The 26,323-nt window shown below is 41.8% G+C and carries 25 protein-coding genes; 4 read left to right on the forward strand and 21 right to left on the reverse strand.

What is annotated here, in order from left to right; all coding sequences use genetic code 11:
- Positions 1-19: 19 nt before the first annotated feature.
- A complete protein-coding gene (locus tag BRLA_RS24365; protein WP_003336517.1) occupies positions 20-181 on the reverse strand; it encodes a hypothetical protein in 162 nt (53 codons plus the stop codon).
- A 142-nt stretch (positions 182-323) separates the two neighbouring features.
- Entirely contained in the window at positions 324-524 is a 201-nt protein-coding gene (locus tag BRLA_RS17645; protein ID WP_003339742.1) for an XtrA/YqaO family protein, read from the reverse strand.
- 197 nt (positions 525-721) lie between these two features.
- Here BRLA_RS17645 and BRLA_RS17650 point away from each other — a divergent pair, with 197 nt between their 5' ends.
- Positions 722-1,078, forward strand: a complete 357-nt coding sequence (locus BRLA_RS17650) for a helix-turn-helix domain-containing protein (protein WP_003336515.1) — start codon at positions 722-724, stop codon at positions 1,076-1,078.
- A gap of 169 nt (positions 1,079-1,247) precedes the next feature.
- Here BRLA_RS17650 and BRLA_RS17655 read toward each other — a convergent pair whose 3' ends face one another.
- The 4 genes from BRLA_RS17655 to BRLA_RS17670 form a co-directional block, all read right to left on the reverse strand.
- Positions 1,248-3,272, reverse strand: a complete 2,025-nt coding sequence (locus tag BRLA_RS17655; protein WP_003336514.1) for an ABC transporter permease — start codon at positions 3,270-3,272, stop codon at positions 1,248-1,250.
- A complete protein-coding gene (locus BRLA_RS17660) occupies positions 3,247-4,017 on the reverse strand; it encodes an ABC transporter ATP-binding protein (RefSeq protein ID WP_003336513.1) in 771 nt (256 codons plus the stop codon). The genes BRLA_RS17655 and BRLA_RS17660 overlap by 26 nt, the downstream gene beginning before the upstream one ends.
- Positions 4,018-4,142: 125 nt before the next feature.
- On the reverse strand, positions 4,143-5,081 hold the full coding sequence (locus BRLA_RS17665) for a sensor histidine kinase (RefSeq protein WP_081870844.1): 939 nt from the start codon (positions 5,079-5,081) through the stop codon (positions 4,143-4,145).
- Positions 5,082-5,237: 156 nt separating this feature from the next.
- Entirely contained in the window at positions 5,238-5,948 is a 711-nt protein-coding gene (locus BRLA_RS17670; RefSeq protein ID WP_003336511.1) for a response regulator transcription factor, read from the reverse strand.
- A 201-nt stretch (positions 5,949-6,149) separates the two neighbouring features.
- Here BRLA_RS17670 and BRLA_RS17675 point away from each other — a divergent pair, with 201 nt between their 5' ends.
- A complete protein-coding gene (locus BRLA_RS17675; protein ID WP_003336510.1) occupies positions 6,150-6,695 on the forward strand; it encodes a cysteine hydrolase family protein in 546 nt (181 codons plus the stop codon).
- Positions 6,696-6,866: 171 nt separating this feature from the next.
- Here the strand turns inward: BRLA_RS17675 and BRLA_RS17680 are convergent, their stop codons facing one another.
- The 7 genes from BRLA_RS17680 to BRLA_RS17710 form a co-directional block, all read right to left on the reverse strand.
- A complete protein-coding gene (locus tag BRLA_RS17680) occupies positions 6,867-7,766 on the reverse strand; it encodes an IS3 family transposase (RefSeq protein ID WP_003338835.1) in 900 nt (299 codons plus the stop codon).
- On the reverse strand, positions 7,742-8,050 hold the full coding sequence (locus BRLA_RS17685; protein ID WP_003335353.1) for a transposase: 309 nt from the start codon (positions 8,048-8,050) through the stop codon (positions 7,742-7,744). The genes BRLA_RS17680 and BRLA_RS17685 overlap by 25 nt, the downstream gene beginning before the upstream one ends.
- A 186-nt stretch (positions 8,051-8,236) precedes the next feature.
- Positions 8,237-9,649 (reverse strand): hypothetical protein, encoded by a 1,413-nt coding sequence (locus BRLA_RS17690; RefSeq protein WP_041752330.1) that lies wholly within the window; start codon positions 9,647-9,649, stop codon positions 8,237-8,239.
- Between the two features lie 196 nt (positions 9,650-9,845).
- A complete protein-coding gene (locus BRLA_RS17695) occupies positions 9,846-10,778 on the reverse strand; it encodes a manganese-dependent inorganic pyrophosphatase (RefSeq protein ID WP_003336508.1) in 933 nt (310 codons plus the stop codon).
- Between the two features lie 122 nt (positions 10,779-10,900).
- Positions 10,901-12,235: a CapA family protein gene (locus BRLA_RS17700; RefSeq protein ID WP_041752332.1), complete on the reverse strand. Its 1,335-nt coding sequence runs from the start codon at positions 12,233-12,235 to the stop codon at positions 10,901-10,903.
- The gene (locus tag BRLA_RS17705; RefSeq protein WP_003336505.1) at positions 12,232-13,539 is read right to left on the reverse strand and encodes an MFS transporter; all 1,308 of its coding nucleotides are present in this window, start codon (positions 13,537-13,539) and stop codon (positions 12,232-12,234) included. Before BRLA_RS17705 ends, BRLA_RS17700 begins: the two co-directional genes overlap by 4 nt.
- A gap of 64 nt (positions 13,540-13,603) precedes the next feature.
- Positions 13,604-14,809 (reverse strand): M20 metallopeptidase family protein, encoded by a 1,206-nt coding sequence (locus BRLA_RS17710; RefSeq protein WP_003336504.1) that lies wholly within the window; start codon positions 14,807-14,809, stop codon positions 13,604-13,606.
- A gap of 187 nt (positions 14,810-14,996) precedes the next feature.
- On the opposite strand from BRLA_RS17710, the gene BRLA_RS17715 reads away from it, so the two are divergent.
- Positions 14,997-15,572, forward strand: a complete 576-nt coding sequence (locus BRLA_RS17715) for a hypothetical protein (protein ID WP_003336503.1) — start codon at positions 14,997-14,999, stop codon at positions 15,570-15,572.
- A 95-nt stretch (positions 15,573-15,667) separates the two neighbouring features.
- Here BRLA_RS17715 and qoxD read toward each other — a convergent pair whose 3' ends face one another.
- The 5 genes from qoxD to BRLA_RS17740 all read right to left on the reverse strand — a co-directional run bounded on the left by qoxD (position 15,668) and on the right by BRLA_RS17740 (position 20,820).
- Positions 15,668-15,952 (reverse strand): cytochrome aa3 quinol oxidase subunit IV, encoded by a 285-nt coding sequence (qoxD, locus tag BRLA_RS17720; protein WP_003336502.1) that lies wholly within the window; start codon positions 15,950-15,952, stop codon positions 15,668-15,670.
- Positions 15,949-16,551, reverse strand: coding sequence for a cytochrome aa3 quinol oxidase subunit III (gene qoxC / locus BRLA_RS17725; RefSeq protein WP_003336501.1), 603 nt, complete (start codon positions 16,549-16,551; stop codon positions 15,949-15,951). Before qoxC ends, qoxD begins: the two co-directional genes overlap by 4 nt.
- Positions 16,548-18,497, reverse strand: coding sequence for a cytochrome aa3 quinol oxidase subunit I (gene qoxB / locus BRLA_RS17730; protein ID WP_003336500.1), 1,950 nt, complete (start codon positions 18,495-18,497; stop codon positions 16,548-16,550). The genes qoxC and qoxB overlap by 4 nt, the downstream gene beginning before the upstream one ends.
- 52 nt (positions 18,498-18,549) lie before the next feature.
- Positions 18,550-19,416: a cytochrome aa3 quinol oxidase subunit II gene (gene qoxA, locus BRLA_RS17735; RefSeq protein ID WP_003336499.1), complete on the reverse strand. Its 867-nt coding sequence runs from the start codon at positions 19,414-19,416 to the stop codon at positions 18,550-18,552.
- Between the two features lie 375 nt (positions 19,417-19,791).
- Positions 19,792-20,820, reverse strand: coding sequence for an aldo/keto reductase (locus tag BRLA_RS17740; protein ID WP_003336498.1), 1,029 nt, complete (start codon positions 20,818-20,820; stop codon positions 19,792-19,794).
- A 175-nt stretch (positions 20,821-20,995) separates the two neighbouring features.
- On the opposite strand from BRLA_RS17740, the gene BRLA_RS17745 reads away from it, so the two are divergent.
- Positions 20,996-22,438, forward strand: coding sequence for a MocR-like pyridoxine biosynthesis transcription factor PdxR (locus BRLA_RS17745; RefSeq protein WP_003336497.1), 1,443 nt, complete (start codon positions 20,996-20,998; stop codon positions 22,436-22,438).
- 130 nt (positions 22,439-22,568) lie between these two features.
- Here BRLA_RS17745 and BRLA_RS17750 read toward each other — a convergent pair whose 3' ends face one another.
- The 3 genes from BRLA_RS17750 to BRLA_RS17760 all read right to left on the reverse strand — a co-directional run bounded on the left by BRLA_RS17750 (position 22,569) and on the right by BRLA_RS17760 (position 26,267).
- Complete coding sequence (locus BRLA_RS17750) at positions 22,569-23,462, reverse strand: PhzF family phenazine biosynthesis protein (RefSeq protein WP_003336496.1); 894 nt, start codon at positions 23,460-23,462, stop codon at positions 22,569-22,571.
- An 86-nt stretch (positions 23,463-23,548) separates the two neighbouring features.
- Complete coding sequence (locus BRLA_RS17755) at positions 23,549-24,493, reverse strand: metallophosphoesterase (protein ID WP_003336495.1); 945 nt, start codon at positions 24,491-24,493, stop codon at positions 23,549-23,551.
- Between the two features lie 109 nt (positions 24,494-24,602).
- Positions 24,603-26,267 (reverse strand): glycerol-3-phosphate dehydrogenase/oxidase, encoded by a 1,665-nt coding sequence (locus tag BRLA_RS17760; protein ID WP_003336494.1) that lies wholly within the window; start codon positions 26,265-26,267, stop codon positions 24,603-24,605.
- Between the last annotated feature and the right edge of the window lie 56 nt (positions 26,268-26,323).

The raw sequence follows: 26,323 nt of genomic DNA on the forward strand, positions 1-26,323 counted from the left end.
CTGCCTGATTGATGTAAGCTCACCGTCTGCTTGCCGCTCTATCCTTCAGAAATTGAATGCTTGTGGTATCACCCATCAAGCGTCTCCATTCATACTCTGAGATTGCTCTAGGTTTTTTCTGTCTTACTGAAGCTTTCCTCGTTTGATGTGGGCTTCTTTGTTTTTGATTGGGCTTGCTCATGTTCTCCCTCCTTTTTCATTGATTTGCTGTCGATACAGATTTGATTATTTTTCCAAATGAAAAAAGGACGCTAGAAACTCCCACTCATCGTGGAAATATCCAGCGCCCTCCCGCATCTCGGTATCAGGCTAATATGTAGTTGTTAAAATAATTCATTTTCTAGAAATGCTATTTTTGCTATCTTTCCTTGGCTAGATTTGACTACAGTCTCACCGTGGTGAACCAGAGGCACTATTTTAATCTTCCCTTGAACAGGGTCGATGAGAACCATGCTAGCTTCCCTACCGACCGGAATTGTCACCTGATTCATGTCCAGTGTTAGTTTCATCTCTGTAGACCGCATTCTCATCTTCCTCCTCTGAAACCTTCTGAAGCAATTTGATTGAATACGCAAAACTTGAGCATTAATCAACTTATAACTTTATATTAGTTGATTAAACCTCAAAAGTCAACCGAAACTTGCTAATACCTCAACTAAATAGATATAATAGAGGTAAACAAGCTAGGTATGGATCATAAGGTAGACAAGGCGGTGATAGAATGACACTTGGAGAACGATTAAAGGAAAAACGCAAAGAATATAAATGGACCCAAAAAGAGATTGCAGACAAACTAGGCGTCGACAACACCACTGTCTCAAAATGGGAATCAAATACCTATGAGCCGGATGCTACTTCGCTTAAGGAATTAGCTGAAATATATCAAACCTCTACCGACTATTTGCTCAACAAACAGACAAAAGAAGAACCTCACTTCTCCTCAGATGAAACAGAAGATGCTACCGGACTTGCCTTTATCACAGGTGGAGACTCTTTAACAGCAGAAGAGGCTGAATACCTAAAGGAAAGCTTGGAGCTTTTTCGAAGAATGAAGGAAAAGCGGGCAAAGTCCAAATGATTTGATATACCAACCTAGCAGGCCATAAAGCTTATTTTGACGATCTAGTTTTTTCATCACATAGGAAAAGGCATAAGGAAACCTACTTCCCTATGCCTTATATTTTATTTCTTCTATTATTTGATGTATGAAACTATGCTTTCTCATGTGGACCTCGGAATTTCCTGTTTTAGACTATACCTCTGTGCAGCAATTTAAGATACCGCCAACGAATCAGCCAGAAATACAGAAACTGGGCCGCCACAAAGCAACCTAGAACAATCACAGAGCTTGCTACAACAGAATATGGAAGCAATTGTTGCAGAGCAGTAAATGCAACCCCGCTGTGGACAATCGCTATTACGATAGGTAAAAAGAACATAATCAGCAACTGCCTTGTGACCGTTTTTCTTAATTCTTTCCCAGTTAAGCCTAGCTTTCCGATGAGCTGATATTGGGCATGCTCCCTGTCCAAATCTGTATATAATCGGAAGTAAAGAAAGCTAGAAGCAAATGTGAAGAACACAATACCAATCATAACGCTTGATATCAGTAATAATCCATTCTCTTGCTTTGCTTCTTTCCACTCCAAGCTTAAAGCAGAAAACATATATGATGATTCATAGTTTAGCAACCTATCACTCAAATGATTTGCTACGTCTACCGTGTTTTCCCAGTTATCTACCGTAAAAACATTGATTCTCATAGGATGAGATTCGGTTTCTGCTTCAGAGGATTCTTGCGTATTCTGGGCTAGGGCTTGCTCAGACGTACTAGATTGGTCGCCGTCTCTTTGCCCCCCCTCTGTGGTCGAGTCTGCATTGGCTGTCAAACGGCTAGCTAGGATTTTTTCGTACGCCTGATCTGTTACTGCCACATAGTAATCATCGGAAAAACTTTGTGGGATAACCATATGATCAACCACTTTTTTCATTGATAAATCCAGCTTTACATTTCCATGTATAATCTGAAGCTGACTTTCTCTATCCTGCTTACTGCTTCCTCGCTCATGGGCATATTTCCCTGGTATCCACAGAAATTCTCCTTCATGTAAAGTCTCTATTGGATAGCCAAGAGCTTGCGCTAAATGGTTATAGTGAGTAAGGGACATGATCATATTATTGTCAGTCCAGAATAATTCCGCATAGGCTTGCTGATAAGAGAAGCCCGCATCTGTTAGCTCTTTTCCAATTAGCGAAACATGCTCCTTCTCCTGCGGATTTTTTGCATAGGAAACATAGGTAAATGCATATGGATTTTTTATTTTAGCCAGCCCCTGATTTCCCATAGCGGCGCAGGTGCCGATTGCCACAAAGGCTACTGCTGAAACAACCGCTACCATAAAAAACATGTTTGCATTATCTCGCATGCGGTAAACCAATTCAGACATCGTGAGGATATTGGTTCTTTTAAAAAATAAGCTGTCTTTCTTCTGTAAAAAACGAATGGTATATACACTGCACTGGGTAAAGAAAAAGTAGGTTCCAACGACAACTAGTGCGACCCCGCTAAATAATAGCGAAAACAAATAGATGCCCGTCGCAAAACAGAAAACACAAAAATAGCCTGCTCCAATCAAAATCACAGCAAGGATGGATAACCCAATAGAAGCCTTAGGCTCCGGCTTCGGTTTCTCACCCGCTTGCAATAATTCAACCAGCTTGTTTACTCTCATAGTTTTGGAAGTAAAGAAAGAAATCGCTAAAAACAAGACGAAAAAGGCCAGCAAGGTAATTCCAATGGCTTTATAAGGTAAATAAAAGGGTAGCCCTTTTGCAATAGCTAGCATATCTGCACTAACCAGCAGTACAAGCTTAGCGAATACCAGACCAACCAATATTCCTGACACCATTGAAAGGACACCAATAATCATATTCTCCATAAAAACAAGCTTGTTTAGCTGCTTGTTTGTCATCCCATGGATAAGCAAAATACCAAATTCTTTTTTCCGAGTTTGCAAAAAAGCACTAACAGAATACAGCACAAAGAAAAAAGAAAAGATGAAGATAAAATAGGGAGGCAATTTCATCGCCATTTTTCCAAGCGAATTCATTGTTAAGCTCCAGCCTGTCAAATCTCCTTGTAATTGAGGATGAAAGGCGATCAGGGCATAGGTGAAAAACATCATCACAGAGAAGGCACAGCTTAAAAAATGGGCAGCATAGGCTCGTTTGTTGCGCATTACATTATTACGAGCGTATTGTTGAAAAGTCATGTGCTTCTCCCCCTAATAAAGACAATACATTCATGATTTTCTGATAGAATGCTTGACGATTATCCCCACAGTATACTTCATTAAAGAGCTTTCCATCTTTAATGAATACAACTCGATTGCAATAGCTAGCTGCGAAAGCATCATGCGTAACTAACATCATGGTAGTCTGATCTACCGTATTGTAGGATGATAACAATTGCATGACATCTCGGGCTGCCTTCGAGTCCAAATTACCTGTTGGTTCATCGGCAAGCAGTAATTTCGGTTTATGAATCATTGCCCTTGCAATCGCTGTTCGCTGGGCTTGTCCTCCTGAGATCTCATACGTACGTTTATGTAAAATAGGAGTAATGCCTAATCTGTCAGCAATAGCGGCTACTTTTTCATTCATGATCTCTAAGCTAGTACCATCAAGAGTTAACGGCAATAGAATATTTTCTTTAACTGTCAGCGTGTGTAAAAGGTTAAATGATTGAAACACAAATCCCAGTTCTTGTCTTCGAAATAGCGCCAATTGATCCGGTGAAAGGAGGTGCGGGTTTTGATTGTTAATCAGCACTTCTCCTGATGTAGGCGAATCAATGGTAGAAATCATGTTCAGCAGGGTAGTTTTACCACTTCCCGACGGACCCATGATCCCGACAAACTCCCCCTCTTTAATTGTCAAATCAATATTGGACAGCGCTTCATAAGAAATTTTTCCCTGATAGATTTTGCTAAGTGCACGAGCTTTTACGATATCCATTATGCATACTCCCCTTTCCTTTCATTTCTGTTATCTTAGTGTAATCAACTGGGGAGAATGTTCATATAAAACACTCTTTCATTTTGCTTACAAATTTGTAAGATTTCATGTAGTCCATCCCCATGCTAGAAACGACGAGAAGCATATGGAAAAATAATCTGTACGATCGTTCCTTTGCCCTCCTCAGACTGAATTTCGACCGAATGATTCAGCTTTTCTGCCACTTCCTTAGCCAAATACAGACCCATTCCCGTGGATTCCTTGAACTCCCTTCCATTTTCTCCGGTAAAAAAGGCACGAAACACACGGGGAAGATCGGCTGTTGGTATGCCTACTCCTTTATCCTGTACTTCTAAAACAACAGACTCACCCTGCCTAAAAGCTGCAATCGTTACTTTTTCATGTGTGCCGGCGGAATATTTAATGGCATTCGATAATAACTGATCCAGCATAAAGACCAGCCATTTTGCATCCGTTTCTACTGTTAATGTCGACTCCATTTTTACCTCAGGATAAACGTAATTTCGGATAAAAAACCTCTTATTGTCATGAACAACCTTATTTACAATCGGTAATAAACGGACATGATCCACGCTAAAATCCTGTTCAAATGTCTCCAGCCTTGAGATATATAACGCCATTTCTAAGCCCTTGCGCAGCTTATCTGTCTCCTCCGCAATGCTTTCAAATCGCTCGTCATCTTCCTTTTGGGTAATTAATTCGATGACGGATAACGGTGTTTTCATCTGATGTACCCACTGATTCATAAAGGTAATATGATCTTGATGCTGACGTTCCCAGCTCTTTATCTGCTCCTGATATCTTTTATATTGCGCTTCCAATAAGGTTGCTAAAGCTTCTGGAAGCGGCGAGTGGTTGAATTCTGACATGAACTCATGCATAGCCTCAAGCGGCTGGGATAGGCGCAAATAAAAAGCACGATGACTCACATATCGGTACGTAAGATATATCAGTAAAAGAAAAGTTCCTAAAAAAATAGCATACAAGGCTGTCAGCACATGATCATAGCCATCGAACCAAAAAACAAGCAAGAGAAATAGCATTAAGATGTAGGAATATAAGATAAGCGGGACATGCTCACGCAAAAAGAGCCATACATGCTGCTTGTTGCCGGATGAATCCATTTTAAAAGACTTATTTCTAGCTGATCGTACCTTCGATTTCCCTTCAAAGGTACTCGTGTTGCGCTCTCTGTCCATTCAGCTTGTACCTCCTGCATGATTCCACGTGATCTGTAATCGATAGCCGGCTCCCCTGACCGTCTCAATTGCATCTTCTATTCCTAACTCAGCAAGCTTCTTTCGCAAGCGAGTGATATTCACACTCAATGTATTATCATCTACAAATGCCTGATCATCCCACAGTTTGTCTAAGAGCTTAGCCCGACTCGACACGCGCGGATAAGAAGTGAGCAAGGCCTCCAGTAAGATCGCTTCCTTTTTAGTCAGTAAGCTACTCTCTTCTTGCAATTTCACTTCTAATCTCTCTGGATAAAGGCATAAGCCTTTTTGCTCGACCATGCGCTCCTCCATCTTAGGGGCATAATCTCCATAGGCTCTGCGTAGCTGACTACGAATTTTGGCTATTACTAGCTCATAATGAAAGGGTTTCGTAATAAAATCATCTGCACCATACTCAAGTGCTATTACCTGATCCATCTCTGTACTACGAGCTGATATAAACACGATGGGGCACGTGGAGATCGTTCGAAGCTGACGACACCAGTAGTAGCCATCAAAGCTGGGCAAATTAATGTCTAGCAAGACCAAATCTGGCTTCCATTCTAAAAAGCTCTCCATAATGAGATCAAAATTTCGGATGACAACCCCTCGGTATTTATATCTCTCTATATGTTCTCGCAGCAATTCTGCAATTTTCGGGTCATCTTCAATAATCATGATTGTAGTCATAAGCTTTTCCCATCCTTTATTCTTGTAAAAGGAAAGCTTCCAGCTACTTTTCCTTTACACTCTTCTCATCGTTTGACGTAAAAGCATCCTTTTCCGTCACGCTCTCTCTGTTTTCCTTTTTTTGTCGCAATAAATGTATTTCGCTACTTTTAATTGTTGTATACTTTATATAAGCCAAAATAAGGAAGGATGATCACCTATATGATTGATAAAACAGCACTGGTTATTGTAGACACCCAGAGCATCATTACCTATCATTCTTATCATGGGGAAGAAATCGTTGACAAAATTAGTTCATTACAAGCAAAAGCTCGTCAGCTCAACGTCCCTGTTCTGTTTATTCAGCATATTGGTCCAGCCGGCTCTCCTTTTGAAGAAGGAGCGCATATGACTGAGATTCATCCTAACATTGCACCTCTTGAGGGTGAGATCGTGATTAAAAAGACAGCATGCGACGCATTCTATGAAACAACTCTGCATCAGGAGCTTTTAAATCGAGGTATCGAGCATCTCATTATTGTTGGCTTTCAAACTCAGTTTTGTATTGATACAGCTTGCCGAAGCGCGGTCTCACACGGCTATGAGGTAACCTTGGTTGGCGATTGCCATTCGACAGCCAATACCCCGACCCTGAACGCCATCTCTATTATTGACCACCATAACGAAACATTGAACGGGCTAGGCACCCAACATCATAACATCACAGTCAAGGATTCAAGTGAGATTTTTGCGTCCGAACCCCGCTAATGGAAGATAAAAGATTGGGACTAAAAAAATATAGCTTTGCCAAGAGCAATTAGACTTAGACTCTTACTTCAGTAGCTTTACCTAGTAACAGTAATCATGAATCAAATAAAAGAACAGACTCCCTCGATTGATCTTACCCCTGTCAAGTAGACAACTTTAAACAAGCCCCATCTAGGCAGCCTGAGTTCGGTATTCTATCGGACTCAGGTTTTTTAATCGAGATTGAAACCGTTGCTGATTATAGAAATTAATGTAACCGTGGAGAGCTTCTTCCACTTCTTTATCTGTTTGAAACGAATGAAGATACAAACACTCTGTTTTTAAATGCCCAAAGAATCCCTCAATACAGGCGTTATCTAAACAGTTACCTTTTCTAGACATACTTGCTACGATTTTATATTTCTGAAGGAACTGGTTATACTGCTTTGAGGTGTACTGATATCCTTGATCACTGTGTAGGAGGACTCCGTTTACATCCCGCTTTTTAAGCGCTAATTTTACGGTATCCATTACAAGCTGTAAATCATTACGTTTGCTTGTTTTGTAGGCAACAACTTCGTTGTTATACATGTCGTATATGACCGACAGATAAAGACGGCGACCATTAAATAGTATGTAGGTAATATCTGTAGCCCATTTCTCATTTGGCCGTGAGGCGTAAAAATTTCGATTCAGCTTGTTTTCGGAGATAACAACCTTCTCTTTGCGCCCAAAGAATTTTCGTTTTTTACGGATTAGCGCTTGTATCCCAAGTTCCTTCATGATGCGATACACACGTTTATGATTGACTTTTAGTCCGTACCTTCTAAATAACCACACTTTTATTCGGGGATACCCGTAAATGCCTTTGACCTCTTGATAACACTCCATGATCATTCCTCTTAATTTTTCATTTACCAATTGTTTTGAGGTGGGGTGTTTCTCATGAGAAAGCCACTTGTAAAAACCACTACGAGATACTTTCGTAATTTTACACAATAAAGTAATAGAATACTTTTTAGACAATTCTTTAATAAGCTCGAAAAAACAGCGTTTATCTTTCGGTTTCACCTCTTTTCTAGACCTAGCCACTTTTTTAAGAATTCGTTCTCTGCACGTAATCGAACTATCTCTTCCTCCGTACTCTCTGGCCTTGTTCGTGGTCTTCCTCTAAGAGGATTTTTTGTTCTCCCGCGTTTTTCATCTAGTCCCTGTATACCTTCCTTTCTATAATGATCAACCCATCTTCTTAAAATAGAAGGGTCACTAATGCCGAGATCCCTTGTAAGTGTTTTGTACCCTTGTTCACCGCTCAAATAAAGCTGTACGGCTTTTAGCTTAAAATTCTTTGAATATGTTTTTCTAATTTTCCCCATAAAAAATTCCCCTCCTAGTTAATACAGTAAGGGGTCTTGCTTCTTACTGTCTACTAAAAGGGGATAATATCACTGATAGAAGGTGTGCTTTGTAGAAATAGGTCAATGGATATTTTTTATCCACCAATCCCATGATCGTATTGAATCACTCTATCTTTTGCCATTGCTTCTGCTACTGTCACCTGACTACACAACCCAAAGATCATTACCAGCGAAAGCAAAAAGACTTTCATCATTCCTTACCTCCTCCATAATTTTTTTGTACTCTTGTTCCTGTTGCTCTGTTGCGTGGTATCTATGTGCTTCAAAAAGTGTTACGCAGCGTATAAAATTCTTGTGATCGTTCGTAGCTGTAGATAAAGTGAGACATCGTAGAGTTTCGACTATTCCACTATGGAAACGTTCATTTTTGAACTGGTAAATCGCTAACTGATACCTGAACCGCAGATGACGTTCGACATTAATCGTGTCTTTGTATCCATCGAAGCAGCTTATCTCTATTGAAAATTTCTCTATGATGCTATCTATTGTAAAATGATATTTATTTGCAGATTCAACAATGGTCACTAGACCGGCAAGAAGCTCCGTTGGGTTTACCTCCAGAAAAGCAATATAATCTGGAAGAATATCTAATTGTCCCATGAGCAGGTCAAAGGTATATCTGTTTGCGCGGGCCCATAAGCGGAACTTCTGTACCTCCTTTTGACCCACTTCATCAAGATTATCAAACCAGCCTAAATCAGCATAACCAGCAGCGTACTCATTTGCTTTTTTGTATAAGCCTTGCTTTTCTAAAGCTTCTGACTTTAATAAATAGGCTTGTCCATAATAAACAACCAAATGTCGCTCTGTTTTAAGAGGCTCACCTTTTCTATTATTTTTCTGCTTATTTCGTTCATTTTCGTATACTAAGGTAGCTAATTCTCTTAGTTCGTCTGCATATTTCTCTACTTCTTTCCATTTATGCAAAGTAAAGCTCACATTGGCTAGATGCAATAACGCATCTAATTGGTGACCTTCCGAGAGCCGCCTTCGAAACGGTTCGAAACGAATAACAGCTTTCCCATTCTCCTCGGCATTGTTTCCAAGTAAGGCTCGAAATAAACGATATTGACTGATAACTGCCCTTTCTGAATGGCTATTTTTTTCGTTATCAACCACCAACTGGTAAAAATAAGCGGATTCCTTCTGTTTTCCCTTATAGAAAAGCTGTTCTGCTACAGCAAAGAGAACCTCGATGTTTTTAGGGTCCTCCAACAATTGCGGGATTACCATCTGTATACAGTCATGTCTCCCTAGCTCTGCACATTGCACCAGATAGGGTCTTACTCGTCGCTTTGAGACCTTCCCTCTTTGAAAGCATTCCTCTACATATAATTCGTACAGCCATCCGGTAGGTTCTCCAAAAGCTCGTCCAATCGCATTTAATTGATCAATAGTTAATGCCCGAATAGGGTTTCCTTTCAAGAACCCACTCAAGTGCCCGGCATTGATATTAGTCAATTCACTGAGTTTACTAAGCGTGTAGTTATATGATTTGATGCGATATTCAATTTCCGACCGTATCGATCGCACCATCACATGATTACTCCCGACCATGTAAACACTCCTTTTTAACGAAATATCAATATTTTACTATATTTTACATTTATTTCAGAGAATTCGCTACTAAAATCTCAAAAAATGTAAAATTTTATATTTTTCGACAAATGAAAGAAGACTTCCTTTCTGTGAGATCAGCCGATCACACCGCGAAGGAAGCCTTGATTTTATTGATGAAATGAGTTTTTTGGAATTACATCTTGCTGAATGCTTCTGTTAATACTGGTACAATTTGCTTCTTACGGGACACAACACCTTTTAGAAGCACTTTGTTATCTTCCAATGTCGCATTGAATGCCTGCTCGACAGCTTTTGCTGCACGGCCTACCGCAAGACCAACGGAATCATTATTTAGGATATCTGTTACGACAAATAGGAACATATCTAACCCTTTTTTCTCAATGATAGAAGTTAGATGCGCTTCAATTTCAGCCTGATTAGCTAACACATCGTTTACATCAACTGCGTTTACCTGAGCGATTTCCACTTTGGAATTACCCATAGCAAACTCTTTTGAATCGAGAGAAATTAATTCGCTAATGGTTTTATCGCTAAGGTCTGCACCTGCTTTTAACATTTCCAAGCCATAGCTTTGCAAATCAACGCCAGCAATCTCAGCTAGTTCATGTGCAGCTTTCACATCTTGTTCTGTGCAAGTTGGGGATTTAAGCAATAGAGTGTCAGAAATGATTGCAGAAAGCATAAGACCAGCAATCGTTTTCGTTACCTCTACACCGTTTTCTTTATACATTTTATTTAAAATAGTAGTCGTGCATCCAACCGGCTCAGCACGGAAATACAATGGGTGGTTTGTCTCAAAATTAGCGATACGGTGATGATCAATAACCTCAACCACGCGAACCTGATCGATGTCGTTGGCACTTTGTTGACGCTCATTGTGGTCTACTAGGATTACATCTTGAGCTTCTGTCGCTACTGTTTCTACTAAGCGAGGAGCCTCCACATTAAAGTATTTGAGCACAAATTCTGTTTCTCCGTTCATGTTTCCTAAACGAACAGGCTCCACGTTTTCTCCTACTTTTGTTTTTAAATCTGCATAAATCAAAGCTGAACAAATCGTATCTGTGTCTGGGTTTTTATGTCCAAAAATTAGTGTTTTTTCCATAATCGTTCTCCTTATTCGGTGTTTTAGATAAAATTATCATAGCATAGGAGTTATGATCCTCTCCATTTTCATTATAAATATAAAATACATGTTTTTGAATCCTTCTGTAAAACTTTACACTTTTATTCCAATTTTTTTGGTGTGATATGTACAACTCCAATCCCATCCGAAACTTGAATCTCTGTTCCATATGGCTTTGATAGTTCTGCTACTCGTTTTACAATAGCTTCATTCCTGCTTAGCTTGGGAAACCCATTCTGATGGCGTTTTTTACCACATCCGAGTTCAATGGGGTGCAAGATGATTTCTTTTATTTGTCCATTCTCCATGCTCCATGAGGCGATGACCGACTCCATAACCTCAGGAATCGTCAGCAAGCCTTTTGTCCCTTGGTCGGTTTTCGAATCCATGGCCTGCATAATGGTCATATCATGCGGGAGTGAGTTAGCATCATAAAATTCCTGTGGTAAAACCTCCAGTGTTTCATCCTGAAAAATAAAATTGCTTAGGCTATAAAAAATCGGTCGATTTTGGTAAATCTCGATACCTCGCAGCGTATGCGGACCATGCCCGACTACCGCGTGGGCCCCTGCATCAATGAACCTGCGACAAGCGATCTCTACAAAATCAGCCGGAAGCTGCTTATTTGTCCCTTTCATTTCATGAGCGTGAAAGCTTACGATAACATAATCCGATTGACGTGAGGCATCATCAATGCTAGACTCCAAGCGTTTCATATCCTGCTCATGCGGCATTGTGAGCAAATTCTCTTTTTCTCCTGCATAAAAAATAGCCGGATATCCATACATATCATAGCCAAATGGTAAAACTCCCTTTGGCAAGGGGGACAGAAATGCCTCTTCTACTAGCATTTCGTATAAAGCATTTACCTCAGTCTGACTAGCGATTCGTTTCAACACCTCAAAATCAGCCTGCGAAACTAAATGTTTTTTCACATGCCTAAGTCCATTTACACCAGGACGACCTTTCCCGTCACGGCGCTGTTCGGAAGCAAGATGGGTTTGATGAAAGGAGGAGGTCACTGAGATGAGCGCAGCTCGACCAGCAGGGGTATCCAAATAAGCAGGTCGACCTGCTTCAAACAAATTTGCCCCCATTCCTGCGTGCAATATTTCTGCCTCTCGCAAATATTTGTTGGTTAGTAGCAGGCCATCGTGACTAAAATCCATGGAGTGGTTATTGGCCGTTCCCACTAAATTAAAGCCATATGCGACTAGGTCCTTTAATCGATCAGGAGTTGATTGCACATGAGTACCGCCAGAAATCGCATTAGGGGTACCCTCATTGTAAGAAACGTGCATCTCTAAATTAGTCAGGCGCACATCTGCCTGACCAATCAGCTTTGCAATCTCCTGAAAGCTATGCTCCTGATAACTCGGCACCCGTCTTGTTTGAAGATAATCCCCTGTAGCTACGAAGGTCATGATAGAATTCACGAATACTTTCCCTCCCCATTAGCGCTATGAGATAATTTGACCTGCTCCTTACGTTTTACAAATAAAAGGAACAGACAACCACTAGTAGCATAAATAAAAGCATTCAGAAGTAGGACCTGATGAAATCCAGTCGTTAGATTAGCTCCAGCAGCTTCAACGATGGCTCCTATCACAAGCGGAGAAATCATTCCTGCCAACGTGACTAGTCCAGACATGACTCCCATGATTAAACCTGTTCGCTCAGGTAACAGCGTACTTCCAATCACAGAAGCTAGACTGCCTGCTGTTGTCGTTAATCCTATTCCAAGACAAAAAAGGGCAATAAGAATGGTCGGAGATTGAAACAACGGAACCAAGCTAAATAGAATACCTCCTGTCAGAACAGAAATACCTCCGACTGTCACATAGGAACGGCGTATTAGCTTCGTTCTTTGAAACAAACGGTCTGCCAGCATACAAGCTAACAACGTGATTAGTCCAGAGAGTAAACCAATCACGGCAATAGATGTGCTCATCTGAGTAGAGGTCAGCTTCATTACATTCACTAGATACGTTGGTAACCAAACCAAGACAAAGGTCACACCCCACATCTGTGCAAAGTAGAGCAGGAAGGAAAATAAGAAATCTTTTGATAATAGGGTGTGACGAACATCAGACCAATGCAATGAGGGGGCTTTCCTGACAGACTGGATTGTTGGAATTTGTACAGAATGGTTCTTTGAGGATACCGGATTTTTAGACACATCTATCTGATCTGGATGTTCCTTTCCACCTACCAGCCAGAAAATGACCCAGACGAAGCTTACAGCTCCCAGTGCAGCCCAAGCCCATCTCCATCCCCAGTGTTCTATAGACGATACCAAAGCGGGAGTAAACAAACTAGAACCAATGGACGCCCCCAGCGTTAACAAGGCAAAAATAAAACCTCGCCGCTCGGCTGGAAACCACTTGCTAAGATGACTAACAATAACTGGCCATGTAGGTCCTTCTCCGATTCCTAGCAAAACTCTCGCCATTATTAAGATAGGTAAGCTTGTAATGACAAGTGAGCCAGCCTGTACAACCGTCCAGCAAATCGCTAGGATCATCAGCATTTTTTTCGTGCCTATCCTGTCAGATATCCCCGCCCCAATGACACCAGCAATAGCAAAAAACCAGAAAAAACTGCTACCTACCAATCCCCATTCTGTTGGGCTAAGCGTCATCTCCTGAATAATTTGGGTAGCGGAATATCCAGCAATCGATTTATCCAGATAGTTAATCATGTATAAAACAAATAGAAACACTACCGTTACCCATGCCATCAGAGACTCCTCCTACACTTTTTCTCTGGTCCCTTCGTGCTGTTCAGGTTGTTGCGACTATTCCTTAGGCTTCATCAGAAAGAACGAAATGCTCAGCAAGTAAGCCCAAAAATAGCTTGCCGATCTGTAGCATTGAGCGTTCATCCACATCAAACATCGGATGATGGTGCGGATATGTAGCATTTATTTCACTATTCCCGCCTCCTACACCAATAAAATTACCTGATGTTTTTTGTAAATAATAAGCGAAGTCCTCCCCACCCATCTGTGGTGGAACACGGATCACTCGCTCATTCCCGACTAGCTGCTTCGCGATCGCCTCCACTCTCTTGGTCTCTACAGGATCATTCCAGACAGACGGATAGCCTCTGCGGTACGTAAATTGCGCAGTCGCGCCTGCGCCCTCAGCCGTATGCTGGACGATCTTCTGCATAGCTTGCTCGATACCAGTACGGGTTTCCTCACTAAATGTTCGCACTGTTCCCAGAATCTGTGCAGTGTCTGGAATTACATTGTAAGTAGCGCCGCTTTGAAAGGAGCCTATCGTTAATACGGCCGGTTGCAGAGGATCTACACGTCTGCTTACCACTTGCTGCAAATTCAAAATAAGCTGGCTACCAATCACTATGGGGTCAATAGACTCATGAGGACTTGCACCGTGTCCTCCTTTGCCCCGAATTTCAATTTGAAATTCATCGCCCGCGGCCAGCATATATCCTTCCTGTACGCCAATCACTCCCAGTGGTAGCCCTGAGAATACATGGGCCCCATAAATAACATCCACCCCATTCAGGCAGCCATCCTCTATCATCGAGATCGCTCCACCTGGGACTAATTCCTCAGCATGCTGAAAGATCAGAACCACTGTTCCACTAAATTCTTGCTCATACTCTTTTATGATCGTAGCTGTTCCCAACAAAGCCGCTGTATGGATATCATGACCACATGCATGCATGACTCCAGGGACCCTTGATTTATATTCCACCTGCTTCTCATCCTGAATCGGGAGCCCATCAAAATCGGCTCGAAACGCCACCGTTTTATCTTGCTCTTCTGGGCTCTTCTGTTTTTTCCCATAAATCTTAGCAACAATTCCTCGGCCGCCAACCCCTTCTTGTACTTCAATACCAAGCTTTCTCAAATAAGCTGCAATTTTTCTCGGTGTCTCCATCTCTTGAAAAGACAGCTCCGGATACATATGAAAATCCCGGCGTAAGTCAACCATTTCTGAATACAGTTCTTCTAATTTGGTGCATGCCTGATGTAGCATCGGCTCTCCTCCTTTTTCTAAAAAATCTACTATATTTTATCAGAATTATCAGTTATTACCTATTGTACTTTCTGTATGAACACATCGCAAGGAAAGAAGTAGCAATATAGTACGCGATACTTATTGTTTATTCCTTATAGGTACGATAGTCTTGAAATGACAAATCATAACCCTAGGAGGTACATCTATGAAAAAAATGATAGTTGCCTTATTTGCCCTTATGCTTCTGTTAACTGCTTGTGACCCCCTCCGTTCTACCGAAAATGACCCTATTTCACAACAGGACATGATTTCTCTTTTACAGCCTAAACTAGAAAAAGCCCCTACCTATGAAAAATTCACTCGCGTTTTTGCCAAAGAAGCAGTAGGAGGCGAAAAAATTGCAACCATCACAAAAGATGGTGTCGAAACAGAAAATACCGCCGCAGCTAAGGATATGATTGTGAAAAATCAAACCGAAGCTAAAGAGATGTACATCTTAAAACCGGACAAGTTCACGAAAAGATATAAACAAATCGGAGAAGCAAAAGATGGATTTAAAGAGTATCAAGCAATCGGAGAAATTAAAGCGATTGAAGTAACCTCTGACCTGCTAAAAGAAGCCAACATCCCGACCAAGGAATTTTATTTTCTTGCGGCTTGGGAAGAGAAAATGATCGTTAAGGAAGGCGACTATCTCGTATCGCCATTGGACTATTCAGAAGTATATCGCATCGCTAAACAAGAGTTTTTCGAGACCTATCGATTGAAGGAAAAGCAGTAAGGCAATACAGATCAACCAACCTCGTGTTCAAGGAGAAAAAAGGAGCCCGATCCAGCAAGATTAGGCTCCTTTTTTATGTTTTGATTACGAACAGATCACTGGTACCCCCAGATCATGCATAGCAGAGTTCCAAAGACTGTAACAAGCGCTATAAATAATGCGTAATAGAGATTGGTATAGATGGATATTTTGTCTCCTGTCTCACCTGTGTGCATAAAGACAACGAGCTGAACGGCAGCTTGAATGAACGCCGTTACAAGCAGAATCGTCATCCCAACTGCAAATGACATAGTAAAGAAATAAACGGTCAGGGCCAATGCAGTAAGAATCAGCGAGAAACTAAAGCCGATTACCTGTTTGCGAGGGAATAATTCTCTCATGTTACCATCATTCCTTTCAGATAGACGAAGCTAAAAATAAAGATCCACACAATGTCTAAGAAATGCCAGTACAGTGAGAAAATGAATGATTTATTCGCTGTTTGAGGAGTCAATCCTCGCTTCCTAACCTGCATGATGATATAGAAGCCCCAAATTAATCCAAAGGAAACGTGGGCTCCATGGGTTCCCAATGTTGTTAACAGAATCGCTGTAAATGCGCTAGTTTGCAAGCCCGCTCCAATGTGGTTGTAATGAAGAAACTCATAGATTTCGACACCTAAAAATCCAAGCCCAAGCAGCAATGTGATCGCAAAGAATGTAAGCATTGCTTTTTTGTTGCCGATACGCATGGCATGAATGCCAAGGCCAATGATAAAGCTACTTGTTAAAAGCAGAATCGTTTCAACCAGCACAGGAGTAATTTCGAAAATTTCGGCTCCAGTAGGTCCGTTGCCAGTACGATCGACCAGGGTGAAATAAGAAGCAAACAGCGTTCCAAACAGTACAATCTCAGCCCCCAGGAAAATCCAAAATCCTAGAATGTTTAAGGAGTTTTGTTCTGTACTGTACTCAAGCGGTAGCGAGTGATCTATTTTCATTTCATTGCACCTCGCAATCTATTTTCGGTCTCTTCTATTTCTTCAACCGAGATGTAATAACCGTCGTCCTGCTCAAATGATCGGTGAGTCAGGCAAATAAAAATTCCAATGGTTGCAAGGATTACAACATTCCACATAGAAAATACAAAGGCAAAGCCCCATACAAAAAAGATACAGCTCAAAAGAAACGGGGCACCACTGTTATTTGGCATATGAATCTTTTTATAGGTACCCTGAAACAGGGGATGGCCTTTTTTCTTAGCATCCCAGAATGCTTCTATTGACTGAGCTTGCGGTGTAATAGCAAAGTTATACGCTGGTACGGGATTATGAGTTGCCCATTCAAGAGAACGTGCATCCCATGGGTCGGCCTCTATATTTCTTGGAGCAAAGCGAATACTCCAGTACATGTTATAAACAAGTAGCACAAAGCCCACTAGCAGGCCAAGTGCTCCAATGAACGAAATAAAGTTCAATGGTCCAAAGCCTGTTGATTCAGAATAGGTGTACATACGTCGAGCCTGTCCGTCTAAACCAGAGAGAAACATCGGGAAAAATGCCACGTTAAAGCTAATGGCAATAACCCAGAACGCCCACTTGCCAATTCTTTCATTCAGCATAAAACCAAACATTTTTGGCCACCAGTAAGTAAGGCCAGCAATCATGGCAAATACAACACCAGGTATGATGACATAATGGAAGTGAGCTACTAAAAACATCGTATTATGATATTGGTAGTCGGCTGCTGACATTCCAAGCATAACCCCAGTTACCCCGCCAATTAAGAAAATCGGAATAAAGCCTAAAGAATACAGCATCGGAACAGTGAAAACAATTTTGCCCCTCCAAAGAGTGAACAGCCAGTTAAATATTTTAATCCCCGTAGGAACAGCTATGGCCATTGTTGTAATGGAGAAGATACTGTTTGTTAACGCTCCCTGTCCCATTGTGAAGAAATGGTGTGTCCAAACTAAAAAGGAAAGCAGTGAAATGATCACCATAGAAGCAACCATTGATTTATAACCATACAGATTGCGGCGTGCAAAGGTTGAAATAATCTCACTATATACACCGAAAGCAGGAAGCACTAAGATATAAACTTCAGGATGTCCCCACACCCAAAATAAATTCGCCCAAAGCATATCCATACCGCCATTCGTCGATGCGAAGAAGTGTGTTCCGAATAGCCGATCCATCGTCATCATGATCAGTGCCACTGTTAATACAGGAAATGCAAAAACTACGATTACGTTCGTGACGAGAGCAGACCATGTAAACATAGGCATTTTCATCAGTGTTATACCAGGTGCTCTCATTTTAAGAATCGTAGCGATAAAGTTAATACCGGATATCAAGGTACCAAGTCCAGAGATTTGGAGAGCTAGCGCATAATAGTTGGTACCGACCGATGGACTAAATTCATTGCCTGCCAGCGGGAAATAAGCAGACCAGCCTGCATCCGGGGAACCTCCAATGACAAACGAAATGTTAAATAGCATCGCACCCATAAAAAACAACCAAAAGCTTAGTGCATTCAACCTTGGGAACGCTACATCACGAGCCCCGATTTGCAAGGGGACGACAAAGTTCATTAATGCATAAATGAATGGCATTGCCATAAAGATGAGCATCACAGTCCCATGTGTTGTAAATATTTCATTATAGTGCTGAGCATCGAGCAAGGTATTCTCTGGTACGGCTGTCTGAGCGCGCATCATGATCGCATCAGCGCCACCTCTAAATAGCATCAACAGAGCTGATATGAGATACATAATCCCGATCCGTTTGTGGTCCACCGTCGTTAACCACTCCCGCCAGAGATAGCCCCATTTTTTATAATAGGTCAGTGCTCCGATGATCCCGAGCATAGTCAGAATAATGGCAACCATCGATGCATAAATCGCAGGGCTGGGATGAGGAACAGCGAATTTCGTAAAGTAATCCATACTATTGTGGCTCCTTTTTGAAAATAATTGTCTTGTGGAAAAACGTAGGAAACTACTCGTCCCGAGCTGTACCATGATGGTGGTGATGCCCGCCATTTGCACCTTCTGGAGCTGGTCTAAACTCTAAATGTGTTCCCGTATAGGTGGATTGTCCAACATGCCCCGGCTCTAGCAATGTATTGAATTTTTGTTCCGTAAGAGGTTCAGCCGTTTTTTTCACCTCTTCCACCCATTTCGTATATTTCGCTTCCGTTATTGCCTCAACATTGAATGTATTTTCAGCAAAGCCTTTTCCACTAAAATTTGCATTTCGTCCCATATAATCGCCTGGTACATCTGCGGCTAGATGTAAAGTTGTAACCATGTCTGCCATGGCATATTTTTGTCCTCCTAATTGCGGAACCCAAAAACTAGTAATCGGTCCATAGGAATAAAGCTTAAATTCAATAGGTCGATTTATAGGGATACGTAGGTAATTGACCGTTTCGATATTTTCTTGTGGATAACTAAAGTGCCACTTCCAATTGGAGCTTGAAGCATAAATAACTAACGGTTTTTTATCCTCATATCCCTGTGGTCTTGACTCCACAATATAATTGCTTTTCACAGAGATCACAGAAAGAATAATGACGATGAGTACTGGAATCCCCACGCAAACCATTTCTACAACCAGATTCCCTTCTATATAGGGAGGCTCATATTCTTCTTTTTGTTTAGAGGCCCGATATTTTGTGACCATAAATACGAAAAGAGCAATAACTACAACAACAATAAACGACATCGTCCAAATGGAGATCATAATTACGTCGGCTTGTGTTTGGGCTTGAGGTCCTTTTGGGTCTAAAACCAGTAGTCTGTTACCACAGCCTGTAAGCAATGAAATCGCAGCGAAAATGAAAGTATAAAGAGCCCATTTCATTTTTTATCGAATACCCCTTTCCTGTTGATTTTTAAAATTGATAACCACCAATCCACATTCCTATCCTAATGAACGAACCCTAAAAAGTCGCCATCCAATCTGAAACCATTTCCCTCATCCATGTTCAATACTTTGCAACAATACCGACAAGAAATAGTCACAAAATTAACCTTTAACGTTACTAACCCTTACTTCACAACACAATAACAAGACAAAGAAGCCTCAAAGATAGACAGAGGAGAGCTCTCGTCAATCTTTGAGACTTTTTTTTTAAAGCTATATGATCCTTTTGATAACGATAGTCTGACCACCGCCATGTAGCGCCACAACGGGTACCAGAAGAGGCAGACGTTCAAAAAATGAAGTATCCTACTACTATTTAGGAGCCGGTTTACTACTAGAATCGGATAGAGGTTGACGTAAACGCTCACCATATCCGTTTACCCAGAGTAGCTCCAATTGCTCGTATTCTTCCTTGGAAAGAGGAGTTGTCTTTGAAGCTAGCGCAAACTCTCTTAGCTGCTCTTCACTCGTCATATTCGGTATTACAGAGAGAACAGAGGAGTGATAGAGCGAAAACTGGATCGCCAACTGTCCCAATGTACGCTTTTCAGAATCAAATATCCCTTTAGCCTTTACTTCATTCACTACCTCATTGCCCGCTCTCATCCACTCCACAGGACGATGGGCTCTGTGGTCTGATTTACTGAAATGCTGATTAGGTTCATACGTACCATCCAACAGTCCGGAGGCATGCGGGATGCGTATGATTAATGCTCGTGCCTCTTCTGCTGCTACCTGTAATAAATCCCTAGCCGGCTCCTGCTCGACTATATTGTTGATGACCTGCACCGCTTCATACCCTCTTTTCCATGCCTCCACGGATTCATTTTTCCAGCCTAGATCGGGTCCCATCGCCGCTCCATAATGACGAATTTTCCCTTGAGCTTTTAATTGTTCCAGAGCTTCTATGATCTCATCGTTTTGGATGGCCTCCATCCGAGGATTGTGAAGCTGGTAATAATCAATATAATCTGTGTGAAGCCGTTTCAAGCTCTGTTCACAGGCTAGCATAATATGCTTTGTAGACCAGTTTTGGGGAAGCTCTGCGTGCCCTTTTCTCTCCCCCCTGTTTTGGTAGATATCATATCCAAATTTCGTAGCTATAAATAGCCTATCACGCACATTCCCTAATGTCTTTGCAATGATTTCCTCACCATAGCCATCGCCATAGACATCCGCCGTATCAAAAAAGGTAATTCCATAATCGTGGTAGGCAGACTGGAGAAGTCTCTCTCCCACACCTCGATCGGTTACACCCCACCATTTGGTTGCTACCGTCCATACCCCAAAGCCTATCTCAGATACTAGAGAATCTGTACTCGGAAACTTGCGATATTTCATAATCTTCTCTCCTCTCAGCATGCCTGATAATTGTAAGAATAGGTATAATATGTTTTAGTAACATAAAGAGCTATTTTTTCATTATAAAAACGTATGATCTGAAAGGAACCGTCCAGTCCCAGCCTATTATGACCATCCACACGCCTAAATGACTTGAAAGGAAGTGAAATCTTGTATGGAATGGCAACCCAATCGTAAAAGTCGAATCCCTATATATAAGCAAATTTCACAATATCTTGAACAGCGTATTACGAATGGAGAATATCCTTCAGGTACAATCCTTCCTTCCGAACGTTTACTTTCCAAGGAATTAGATGTAAATCGTTCGACCATTGTAGCTGCTTATGAAGAATTGCGTGCCTCCGGTATTGTGGAAAGCTTACGGGGAAAAGGGACGATTGTAAGCCGGGATATCTGGGGAGCATCTCGCAAGCGCATTCCAAACTGGGAGAAACTGATTGAAACAGGGTCCTTTCTTCCAAACACAGCAATGATGCGTTCGATACGAAAAGAGACTTTTGGTCTTGATTTGATCGATCTGGCAAGCGGGGAGCTATCACCTGATTTATCTGCTTCCTCCTATTTTCAAAGCATCATGTCCAATGAAACTTTCACTTATCACGTAGGTTACGACCATCCACAGGGTAACCTGAAGCTACGTGAAACCATCGCTTTACACTTAAAGGAATCGCGGAATATCTCTGCAACACCATCATCTATATTAATTACTTCCGGGGCCCAGCAAGCTCTATACTTGATTGTTCAGTGCTTATTGCAACCAGGCGATGCAGTTGCAATTGAAGACCCCTCCTATTGTTATTCTTTGCCGTTATTTAGATCAGCAGGACTAAGAACCTTCCTACTGCCTGTTGATGATAGCGGGATTAATCCAGATGATATTGTAGAGTTACATAAACAGCATCGTATAAAGATGGTCTTTCTTAACCCCAATTTTCAAAATCCGAATGGGTCATATTTAAGCGTAGAGCGTCGAAAGCGGGTTCTAGAAATCTCCTCTGACTTAGGCATACCGATCATTGAGGATGACCCATACAGTCTAACAGCCTTTGATAACACACAAGCTACAACACTAAAATCGCTTGATGAAAACGGTACGGTTCTCTATGTCAGTTCTCTAAGCAAAATTGTTGCATCTGGTCTGCGCATTGGCTGGATATTTGGCCCGCAAACGGTTATTGAACGTTTAGCAGACGCCAAACAGCAAATCGATTTTGGACATAGTATTATACCGGAATGGCTTGCAACCAAGTTTTTATCGTCTGAGGATTTCCCTGCCCATTTACACAAGCTTCGGAACTCACTCGCGATTAACAAGGATAAAATGACGTTTTCCTTATATGATCAGCTTGAGGATCAGGTAGAGTTTCTGGCACCTGAGGGCGGGATTCACATTTGGTGCAGAATAAAGGAGAATGTTAACGAGCAGCAATTAGTCAAGGAAGCTATCAGACAAGGGATTGTGTATGTTCCAGGAAGTGTATTCGGTACACAAAAGGGCTATGTTCGCTTTACTTTTGGTCGCGTGATGGATGACCAGATTCATGAAGCTGTCTCTCGTTTTTCAACCGCCTTACGTAATGTCAAAAAAAGTACTTAATAGATTCGTTACCATCTGCTTACTTCCATACAGATGATTACTTTGTATGTATTCACGCTGTCTTAACATTCGTACATGCACACAAAAAAGCAGTCGGGGGAGAGAATAATCCTTCCCCGACTGCTCTGTCTTAGATAGAGATTTCGAATGCTTTCACATAAACGGCCGTACCCGTAATCTCAACATCATACGTTTCATGATGTTTACGAATGGTTACCTCTACCCTACCGTCCTTTTGGATTTCCTGACCTTGTTCGATCACGAGACGTAGTTTTGTATCAAAATCATCGCTTATATATTGAGCATAATAGGCTCCCATCACGCCTGAAGCCGTGCCTGTCACAGGGTCCTCCCTTGTACCTGAAAACGGCGAGGAGAAATGGCGTCCATGCATGTGTGCTTGAGAATCATACGTTTCCAGACAAAATGGATGAACAGATGCTTTTGGCATTTCCTGTAACACACCTGGAAAGCGTGCATTAGCAGGCTTCATTTTTGTAAAGGCACTCAGCTTTTTTATAGGTACTAGCAGGGTCCAAATACCTGTACTTCCGTATTTGATCGGTAAATCAGATTCGATATCGTCGATTGTAAGACCGATTGAGTCTGCTAGCTCCTCCTGAGACCCTGTAAAATCCTCAAACTGCGGAGTTGCCTGCTTCATCGTAATATACCGTTCATCATCTGTGCCCATCTCCATTGTTATTGGTAATATTCCTGCTTTTGTTTCAATGGTTAGATGATTTTTATCCTCTAATTGTCCTGTAGACTTTAGCGCATAAATCGTAGCAATGGTTGCGTGACCGCAGAGATTATTTTCATGTCCTGGTGTAAAATAACGAATTCTAAGGTCAGCTACGTCTGAAGCCAGTACAAAAGCCGTTTCATTAAACCCTACCTTTTGTGCTACCTCTTGCATTTCTTTTTCCGTCAGTTCATTACCTGTAAAGACTACACCTGCTGGATTTCCTTTATCAGGTTGCGTGCTAAAGGCATCATAGTGATAAACCTGTATTGTCTTCATTGTAACAGCTCCTCAGGAATCAGTAAGAAAATATCTATTCCTGATTCTAACACGGCTCTCTTCCCGGCGCCCCATAAAAATTTGTGCTATATTTCCAAGTTGAAAATAGCAATCTCTGGTCTACTTCCCATACGAATTGGTAATCTTGTCGTCCCAATGCCTCGATTCACGTATACTTGCATCGTGTGATTCCCTTGGCGAAGCTGGTATAGACCCTCTTTATACTTTCGAGCTAAAGAAGGAGTGATCACAGGCCCCAGCAGAGGAATCTGCACTTGTCCGCCATGGCTATGCCCTGATAATTGCAGATCAACCGGATAGCTAACGATCCGATCAGCAACATCAGGCTCATGAACGAGACATATGACGAAATTCTCTGCAAGAGGTGAAGTAGAACTGGGCAATTGAGTGGATAAAGTCTGTTCTTTCTGATAAGTAAGCCGCTCTGTTTGATCAAGCCGTCCTAATGTCTCCTCTATCTTTGGTTTGCCAAGTAAAAAGTCATCTAAGCCAGCGATGGTAATCACTTTTTTATTTACCAACGCAATCGTTTTCACATCATTGACAAGTAAATCAAAGTTAGCTTGCTCCATCACTTGTCGGTAATATTTACTCCCACCACCGCCATGATCATGGTTTCCATACACTGCGAATTTACCAAGGGGAGCATTCAATTCTGCTAGAATGGCTATCAATTCGTCCTTGCTTTCTTTAAAGCTCCTGACCCGATCCAAAAGATCACCTGTGAACACAATCAGATCAGGCTTCTGTTCATTAATGAGGGTAACAACCTCTTTTAATTGGGCTAGCGAAAAGTGGGGGCCTACGTGTGTATCGCTAAATTGGATGATTGTAAGCCCCTGCTTCTTATCGAGCAATCTTGAAATTTCTAACTGATGACGAGTTATCACCATGGACTTGGGCTCCACGTATGCAGCGTATATCAAACCAGCTACGCCTAAGATGATTAGTATAAGTAAAATAGAGAGGCTATATTTGACGATGGTTAGCGAAAGGATTTCTCCAAGCATATTCCCACCCCTTTCTCTATTACTCTACCAATCTTATGTTACACAGAGATGACAAAAGAACGAATCGGTTGCTACCTAAGCTCTTTCTACTCAAAACGAAGCCCTGCTGTCATTCACTGAGTGGAATAACGGCATCATGGATTACTTGCTCTAAACGTTTTTTGTGAGTAGCTGTTTCCTCTGTGCTCCACCCTAGCTTTTTAGCCATATAAGCAATAACAGGCTCCTTCCAATCTCTAACCCCTTGTATATGAAAATAAAGTTCTCCTGTACGACGAACAAAGAAGTCCTCTGGAGTCATTGCCATCTCTTCTTCTATCGCATACATAAGAGGGCCAAAAACCTGTGCAGGCAATCCCGCTTCCGCTCTTTCTGCCTCACATTCGCTTATTCGTGAGAAAATCTGAGATACATTTGACCCATAGCGAGCAACTAACTGCTCTGCTTCCCCCTCAGATAGACCGATTGAGACGCCTTCTTTTATCTTTTCCGTCTTGAATAACTTAAACTTGTCAGCTCCGCCTACGTCGCCGCCAGATAAACGAATTTTATCGGTTGTACAACATGGATAATTGCCTTGCCCGTCTGTTTTGAATTGCTCCACTAGTAGATCAACAATTCTCTCAGCCATTTTGCGATACCCAGTCAGCTTCCCGCCTGCAATTGTTAATAGACCTGATTCAGACAGAAAAATCTCGTCCTTACGCGAAAGCTCAGACGGGGATTTGCCATCCTCGTGTATCAATGGACGTAAGCCTGCCCAACTGGATTCTACATCTGCTCCTGTTAGTTTAAGCGATGGGAACATAAAATTAGCCGCACGAAGAATGTAGTCACGATCCTCTACAGTCATTTTGGGATTAGCAATGTCTTCCTGATAGTTCGTATCGGTTGTTCCTACGTAGGTCTTATTATCTCGGGGAATGGCAAACACCATGCGGCCATCAGGTGTGTCAAAATAAATCGCTTGGTTTAATGGAAATCTTTTTTTGTCTATGACAAGATGAACACCCTTTGTGATATGCAGTCTCTTCCCTTTTTTCGAGCCGTCAATTTCTCGAATGGTATCTACCCATGGACCCGCCGCATTAATGATTTTCTTAGCACGAATCGTAATTTTCTCACCGCTGAACTGATCTATAGCTATCACTCCATATACCCTGCCATTCTCATACAACAAGTCCTCTGCTTTCATATAATTGATAGCTGTTGCTCCCCGTCGCACCGCTTCCTTCATTACTTCCATCGTAAGGCGAGCATCATCTGTCCGGTATTCTACGTAATAACCTCCACCTTTTAGCTTTTCCTTGGCTAGTAGCGGCTCTTTGGCCAGCGTCTGCTCCTTGTTGAGCATGATACGGCGCTCACTTTTCCTGACCCCTGCTAGTGCGTCATAAACTCGTAAGCCGATTGATGTAGCAAATTTACCATATGTTCCCCCTTCTATCATGGGAAGCAACATCCATTCTGGCGTGGTGACATGGGGCGCATTTTCATACACGATTGCTCGTTCTCGCCCTACCTCGGCAACCAGCTTCAATTCTAGTTGTTTTAAATAACGCAAGCCTCCATGAACGAGCTTTGTCGAACGGCTAGAGGTCCCAGCAGCAAAATCCTGCATTTCAATCAAAACAGTATTGATCCCACGTACTTGTGCATCCAGCGCTATTCCAGCTCCCGTAATTCCGCCCCCGATCACCAGCAGATCATATTCCTGCGCCTGTATATCACGCAATATTTGTCTCTTAGATAAGCTTGAAAATGGCTTTGTCATCTCATTCACTCTCCTGTGCATAATAACGAATGTATTTTTTCGTCAGGTGAATAAAA

It is taken from the genome of Brevibacillus laterosporus LMG 15441 (assembly GCF_000219535.2).
GTDB classification, from domain to species: Bacteria; Bacillota; Bacilli; order Brevibacillales; family Brevibacillaceae; genus Brevibacillus_B; species Brevibacillus_B halotolerans.

Excerpts from the sequence above, each read along its gene's own strand:
- BRLA_RS17685 (WP_003335353.1), bottom strand. The coding sequence starts at position 8,050 with ATGGGGAAAATTAGAAAAACATATTCAAAGAATTTTAAGCTAAAAGCC.
- BRLA_RS17710 (WP_003336504.1), bottom strand. The coding sequence starts at position 14,809 with ATGCTACATCAGGCATGCACCAAATTAGAAGAACTGTATTCAGAAATG.
- BRLA_RS17675 (WP_003336510.1), top strand. The coding sequence starts at position 6,150 with ATGATTGATAAAACAGCACTGGTTATTGTAGACACCCAGAGCATCATT.
- BRLA_RS17695 (WP_003336508.1), bottom strand. The coding sequence starts at position 10,778 with ATGGAAAAAACACTAATTTTTGGACATAAAAACCCAGACACAGATACG.
- BRLA_RS17690 (WP_041752330.1), bottom strand. The coding sequence starts at position 9,649 with ATGGTCGGGAGTAATCATGTGATGGTGCGATCGATACGGTCGGAAATT.
- BRLA_RS17705 (WP_003336505.1), bottom strand. The coding sequence starts at position 13,539 with ATGGCATGGGTAACGGTAGTGTTTCTATTTGTTTTATACATGATTAAC.
- BRLA_RS17755 (WP_003336495.1), bottom strand. The coding sequence starts at position 24,493 with ATGCTTGGAGAAATCCTTTCGCTAACCATCGTCAAATATAGCCTCTCT.
- BRLA_RS17670 (WP_003336511.1), bottom strand. The coding sequence starts at position 5,948 with ATGACTACAATCATGATTATTGAAGATGACCCGAAAATTGCAGAATTG.
- BRLA_RS17655 (WP_003336514.1), bottom strand. The coding sequence starts at position 3,272 with ATGACTTTTCAACAATACGCTCGTAATAATGTAATGCGCAACAAACGA.
- BRLA_RS17740 (WP_003336498.1), bottom strand. The coding sequence starts at position 20,820 with ATGAAATATCGCAAGTTTCCGAGTACAGATTCTCTAGTATCTGAGATA.
- BRLA_RS17745 (WP_003336497.1), top strand. The coding sequence starts at position 20,996 with ATGGAATGGCAACCCAATCGTAAAAGTCGAATCCCTATATATAAGCAA.
- BRLA_RS17750 (WP_003336496.1), bottom strand. The coding sequence starts at position 23,462 with ATGAAGACAATACAGGTTTATCACTATGATGCCTTTAGCACGCAACCT.
- BRLA_RS17645 (WP_003339742.1), bottom strand. The coding sequence starts at position 524 with ATGCGGTCTACAGAGATGAAACTAACACTGGACATGAATCAGGTGACA.
- BRLA_RS17760 (WP_003336494.1), bottom strand. The coding sequence starts at position 26,267 with ATGACAAAGCCATTTTCAAGCTTATCTAAGAGACAAATATTGCGTGAT.
- qoxD (WP_003336502.1), bottom strand. The coding sequence starts at position 15,952 with ATGAGAGAATTATTCCCTCGCAAACAGGTAATCGGCTTTAGTTTCTCG.
- qoxA (WP_003336499.1), bottom strand. The coding sequence starts at position 19,416 with ATGAAATGGGCTCTTTATACTTTCATTTTCGCTGCGATTTCATTGCTT.
- BRLA_RS17650 (WP_003336515.1), top strand. The coding sequence starts at position 722 with ATGACACTTGGAGAACGATTAAAGGAAAAACGCAAAGAATATAAATGG.
- BRLA_RS17660 (WP_003336513.1), bottom strand. The coding sequence starts at position 4,017 with ATGGATATCGTAAAAGCTCGTGCACTTAGCAAAATCTATCAGGGAAAA.
- qoxB (WP_003336500.1), bottom strand. The coding sequence starts at position 18,497 with ATGGATTACTTTACGAAATTCGCTGTTCCTCATCCCAGCCCTGCGATT.
- BRLA_RS17665 (WP_081870844.1), bottom strand. The coding sequence starts at position 5,081 with ATGCTATTTCTCTTGCTTGTTTTTTGGTTCGATGGCTATGATCATGTG.
- qoxC (WP_003336501.1), bottom strand. The coding sequence starts at position 16,551 with ATGAAAATAGATCACTCGCTACCGCTTGAGTACAGTACAGAACAAAAC.
- BRLA_RS17715 (WP_003336503.1), top strand. The coding sequence starts at position 14,997 with ATGAAAAAAATGATAGTTGCCTTATTTGCCCTTATGCTTCTGTTAACT.
- BRLA_RS24365 (WP_003336517.1), bottom strand. The coding sequence starts at position 181 with ATGAGCAAGCCCAATCAAAAACAAAGAAGCCCACATCAAACGAGGAAA.